6 protein-coding genes are annotated in these 4,610 nt (G+C 41.0%); all 6 read left to right on the top strand.

Annotated features, from left to right (window positions below):
- Positions 1-529 precede the first annotated feature (529 nt).
- Complete coding sequence (gene petA, locus QMA00_RS18550; protein WP_008110867.1) at positions 530-1,120, top strand: ubiquinol-cytochrome c reductase iron-sulfur subunit; 591 nt, start codon at positions 530-532, stop codon at positions 1,118-1,120.
- The gene (locus tag QMA00_RS18545; protein ID WP_008110864.1) at positions 1,120-2,385 is read left to right on the top strand and encodes a cytochrome b N-terminal domain-containing protein; all 1,266 of its coding nucleotides are present in this window, start codon (positions 1,120-1,122) and stop codon (positions 2,383-2,385) included. The genes petA and QMA00_RS18545 overlap by 1 nt, the downstream gene beginning before the upstream one ends.
- The gene (locus QMA00_RS18540) at positions 2,382-3,125 is read left to right on the top strand and encodes a cytochrome c1 (RefSeq protein ID WP_069440085.1); all 744 of its coding nucleotides are present in this window, start codon (positions 2,382-2,384) and stop codon (positions 3,123-3,125) included. The genes QMA00_RS18545 and QMA00_RS18540 overlap by 4 nt, the downstream gene beginning before the upstream one ends.
- 79 nt (positions 3,126-3,204) lie before the next feature.
- Positions 3,205-3,831, top strand: a complete 627-nt coding sequence (gene sspA / locus QMA00_RS18535) for a stringent starvation protein SspA (RefSeq protein WP_076922457.1) — start codon at positions 3,205-3,207, stop codon at positions 3,829-3,831.
- A complete protein-coding gene (locus QMA00_RS18530; RefSeq protein ID WP_076922453.1) occupies positions 3,831-4,268 on the top strand; it encodes a ClpXP protease specificity-enhancing factor in 438 nt (145 codons plus the stop codon). Before sspA ends, QMA00_RS18530 begins: the two co-directional genes overlap by 1 nt.
- A gap of 148 nt (positions 4,269-4,416) precedes the next feature.
- Positions 4,417-4,610: hypothetical protein (locus tag QMA00_RS18525; RefSeq protein ID WP_290158436.1), on the top strand; the 194-nt coding region annotated here is incomplete at its 3' end.

Below are 4,610 nucleotides of genomic sequence, written 5' to 3'. Positions count from 1 at the left end.
AAACCTAAAACCTAAAACCTAAAACCTAAAACCTAAAACCTAAAACCTAAAACCTTTCCCTTTACGACTAATGTCGACATTAGCTTGATCAAAATAGGCAAAGCATGCGTATTTATTGAACGAAAGCTTAAAAATGACCAACTAACGCAAAAAAAGTTAAATAATTATCGCAATTAGTTTAAATCCATCAGTTAATTGGTGAATTTTTTTGCTACAATTGGCGGGCAAATAAAGTGAATGAGTTTAATGTCGCCAAATTCAGTGGTTACTGTACTTAGTTGGTGAGATTGTACTTGTTTACAAATTGTTTTTACGGAAGCGATACTATAGTCATTTGGTTTCATACTCGAGCTAACTTAATCAACTATTTGAGCAAGTCAGGATTATTCGAGCAGGAGGCTGTGAATAACCTTGTTTTAAACAAGGGTTTTAATTATGATCGTTTCTCTTTTAAAATTCGAAAAATTAACCTGCTGTAACTGATGTTCTCAATATAGCAAGTGTTGAGAATCATAGTGGAGATAAGTGGATGAGCAATGCGCCTGTAGACAATGGCCGACGTCGCTTTTTAACCATAGCTACCTCTGTTGTTGGTGGTGTTGGTGCGGCTGGGGCTGCTGTTCCTTTTATTGCGTCTTGGAATCCAAGTGAGCGAGCTAAATCTGCGGGTGCGCCTGTAGAAGTAGATATCAGCAAACTTGAGCCAGGACAATTAATACGTGTCGAGTGGCGTGGTAAACCTGTATGGGTTGTATCACGGACCCCAAAAATGCTTGAGCAGATGAAAGAACATGAAGGTCAACTTCGTGATCCGCAATCGCAAGAGCCACAACAATTAGAATCATCAACCAATGATTTCCGTTCATTACGCCCAGAGATTTTTGTCGCTGTAGGTATTTGTACGCATTTGGGTTGTTCACCTAGCTTTTTACAAGGTGGCTTTGGTGAGAAAGTGGAAGGGACTGATGACGGTTTTTACTGTCCATGTCACGGTTCTAAGTTTGATATGGCTGGCCGTGTATTCCAATCGGTACCTGCACCATTAAATTTAGAAGTTCCACCATATACTTTTCTTGATGAGACCACTATTTTAGTGGGCGAAGAACAAGGGGTGGCCTAATGTTTGGAAAAATTGTTGAGTGGATAGACGACCGTATCCCAATGACACGTGTTTGGAACATGCACATTGCACAGTATCCAGCACCAAAAAACTTTAACTTCTGGTACTTCTTTGGCTCACTCGCTATGTTAGTACTAGTTAACCAAATCCTTACCGGTATTTGGTTAACGATGAACTATGTACCATCTGCTGAAGGTGCGTTTGCATCAGTAGAATACATCATGCGTGATGTAGAGTACGGTTGGTTATTACGTTATTTGCATTCAACGGGTGCATCTGCGTTCTTCATCGTTGTTTACATGCATATGTTCCGTGGCATGATCTACGGTTCTTACCAAAAACCACGTGAATTACTGTGGTTATTCGGTATGTTCATTTTCTTAGCCCTAATGGCTGAAGCGTTCATGGGTTACTTATTACCATGGGGTCAAATGTCGTTTTGGGGTGCACAGGTAATCATTTCATTATTCGGGGCAATCCCGGTTATTGGTGATGACTTAACACTGTGGATTCGTGGTGACTACGTTATTTCGGGTGCAACGCTTAACCGCTTCTTTGCATTGCACGTAATAGCATTACCACTGGTTATTGTTATCTTAGTATTTTTACACATTGTTGCATTGCACGAAGTGGGTTCTAACAACCCTGACGGTATTGATAACAAACGTAAAAAAGGAACCGTGGCTGAAGAAGACAAGCCTAAATTTAAGTTCCATGAATACTACACAGATAAAAAAGACATTATTGATGCGATACCGTTCCACCCTTATTACACAGTAAAAGATATTGTGGGTGTGGTTGGCTTCTTAATCTTGTTCTGTTGGGTGGTGTTCTTTATGCCTGCAATGGGTGGTTTCTTCCTAGAAGCGCCAAACTTTGAACCGGCAAACCCACTTAAAACACCAGCGCATATTTTCCCTGTTTGGTACTTTACGCCGTTTTATGCAATCTTACGTGCGATTCCAGACAAGCTAATGGGTGTTGCAGCAATGGGTGCATCTATTGTCGTGCTAGCATTATTGCCTTGGATTGACCGTGGTTCGGTTCGTTCAGTTCGTTACCGTTGTGGTTTCCACAAATGGAACATTGCAGGCTTTGTAGTTACTTTCGTTCTTTTAGGTTGGGTTGGTGCTACACCTCAAACTGACTTTAAAACGCTTGTTTCGCAAATCTGTACTGTGACTTACTTTATGTTCTTCGTACTGTTATTTGTTTACAGTAAGAATGAAAAAACTAAGCCATTGCCTGAGAGGTTAACGAAATGATGAAAAAGCTACTTATTGGTTTATTCGCTTTATCAGTAAACGTATTACCAGCAATGGCGGCAGGCCCGTCAGTTCCTCTAATGGAAGCGGGTAACGATATATCTGATCAACCTTCTTTGCAACGTGGCGCAAAGTTGTTCATGAACTACTGTCTTGGTTGTCACCAAATGCAGTATCAACGTTATGAACGTACTTTCCGCGATATTGGTATTCCAACAGAGATTGGTCAAGAGCAACTTATTTTTGATGGTTCAAAAGTAGGTAGTCATATCAATAATGCAATGAAGAAAGAAGATGCTGCAAAATGGTTTGGTGCGGCTCCGCCGGATCTAACTAATGTTGCGCGTGTGCGTGGCAGTGATTGGATTTACACCTATTTAAAATCGTTTTACAAAGATGAATCTCGTCCGTTTGGCGTAAATAATACGTTATTCCCATCAGTGGGTATGCCACATGTTCTTCAAGAGTTGCAAGGTGTTCCTACTGCAATTACTGAAGAAGTAACAGTAGATGGTAAAACAACCACTCATATTACTGGTACAGAAACAGATGGTACGGGTGAATTAAGTGTAGATGAATATGACCAAGCAGTTCGTGATTTAACGAATTTCCTAGAGTATGTAGGTGAACCTACACGTCTCGAATCGGAAGCGCTAGGTATTAAGGTACTTGGATTCTTAGTGATTCTATTTATCTTGGCATTTATGCTGAAGAAAGAATACTGGAGAGATGTTCATTAAGTTTGAACAAATTTAAAGGTAATTTTGCAATAGGGGCTTAAGCCCCTATTGCTGTTTTAGTTATTTAATGGAGGTAGGCATGGCCGTAGCTGCCAATAAGCGCCCTGTAATGACCCTTTTTTCTGGTGCTAACTGTATGTATAGCCACCAAGTACGCATTGTACTTGCTGAAAAAGGTGTAAGTGTAGATATTCATATGGCTGAAAAGGATAATCTGCCAGAAGCACTTCACGAAATTAACCCTTACGGCACAGTGCCAACACTGATTGACCGTGAGCTTGGTTTATATCAGGCAAACATCATCATGGAATACCTTGATGAACGTTTTCCTCATCCTCCACTAATGCCTGTATATCCGGTCATGCGTGGTCGTAGTCGATTAATGATGCACCGTATTGATACTGATTGGTACAGCCTAGCTGAAAAAATCATTAACAACACCTCTGAAGCAGCGCAAGCGCGTAAAGAGCTGACAGAAGCATTACTTGCAATAGCACCCATCTTTAGTGAAGTGCCTTACTTTATGAGTGAAGAGTTTAGCTTAGTTGATTGTTACTTAGCACCACTATTATGGCGTTTACCAGAGTTTGGTATTGAGCTTAATGGTGCAGGCTCTAAAGAACTTAAAGAGTATATGATCCGTTTATTTGAACGTGAATCATTCCAAGCTTCTTTAACTGAAGCAGAGCGTGAGATCCGTTTATAATGACTTCTAATCGTCCTTATTTACTACGCGCTTTTTTTGATTGGATTGTTGATAACGAATGCACGCCACACTTAGTGGTTAATGCTGACTTTCCTGCAGTGCAAGTGCCAACACAGTTTGTTCAAGATGGCCAGATTGTATTGAACATAAGCCCTTCGGCGGTTACGCAGTTTTCGTTAGATAATACTCAGCTTAGCTTTAACGCGCGCTTTGGCGGCCAGCCAATGCAAGTGTACGTGCCTTTAGGGGCTGTACTTGCAATATATGCACGTGAAAATGGCGAAGGCACGGTCTTTACTGCAGATGAGTTTTTAGAGGACGAAGACGATTTTGCTCCAGAGCTTGAAAGTGTTGATTCATCACCAGAGATAGTTGATGAAACGCCTGATCATAAGCCTGAAAAGAAAAAAGGCTCACATTTACGCGTTATAAAATAACCCGTAAATGTTAGATAAAAACCGCTTAATAAGCGGTTTTTTTATGTCTGTATGAAAATATTAGGCTAAAGGCTAAAGGCTAAAGGCTAAAGGCTAAAGGTTAAAGGCTAAAGGCTAAAGGTGAAAGGTGAAAGGTGAAAGGTGAAAGGTGAAAGGTGAAAGTTCACGGGCGACGAGTTGCGAGAAGCGGGTTAAGATTGACTGGTGTAGCAGCGGATTTATTCCGCGTCTTTTAGTGATTCTATTCACCACAGAGGGGGCAGAGCACACAGAGGGAATGATTAAAGACATGTTTTATTTGCTTTGCCTTCTCTGTGTAGCGCGAAGCGCCTCGGTGTACTC

The organism is Pseudoalteromonas sp. APC 3694 (assembly GCF_030407565.1).
GTDB classification, from domain to species: Bacteria; Pseudomonadota; Gammaproteobacteria; order Enterobacterales; family Alteromonadaceae; genus Pseudoalteromonas; species Pseudoalteromonas tetraodonis.
Note: the sequence above shows the minus strand (reverse complement) of the source record. Positions and strands in the feature narration are given on the sequence as shown.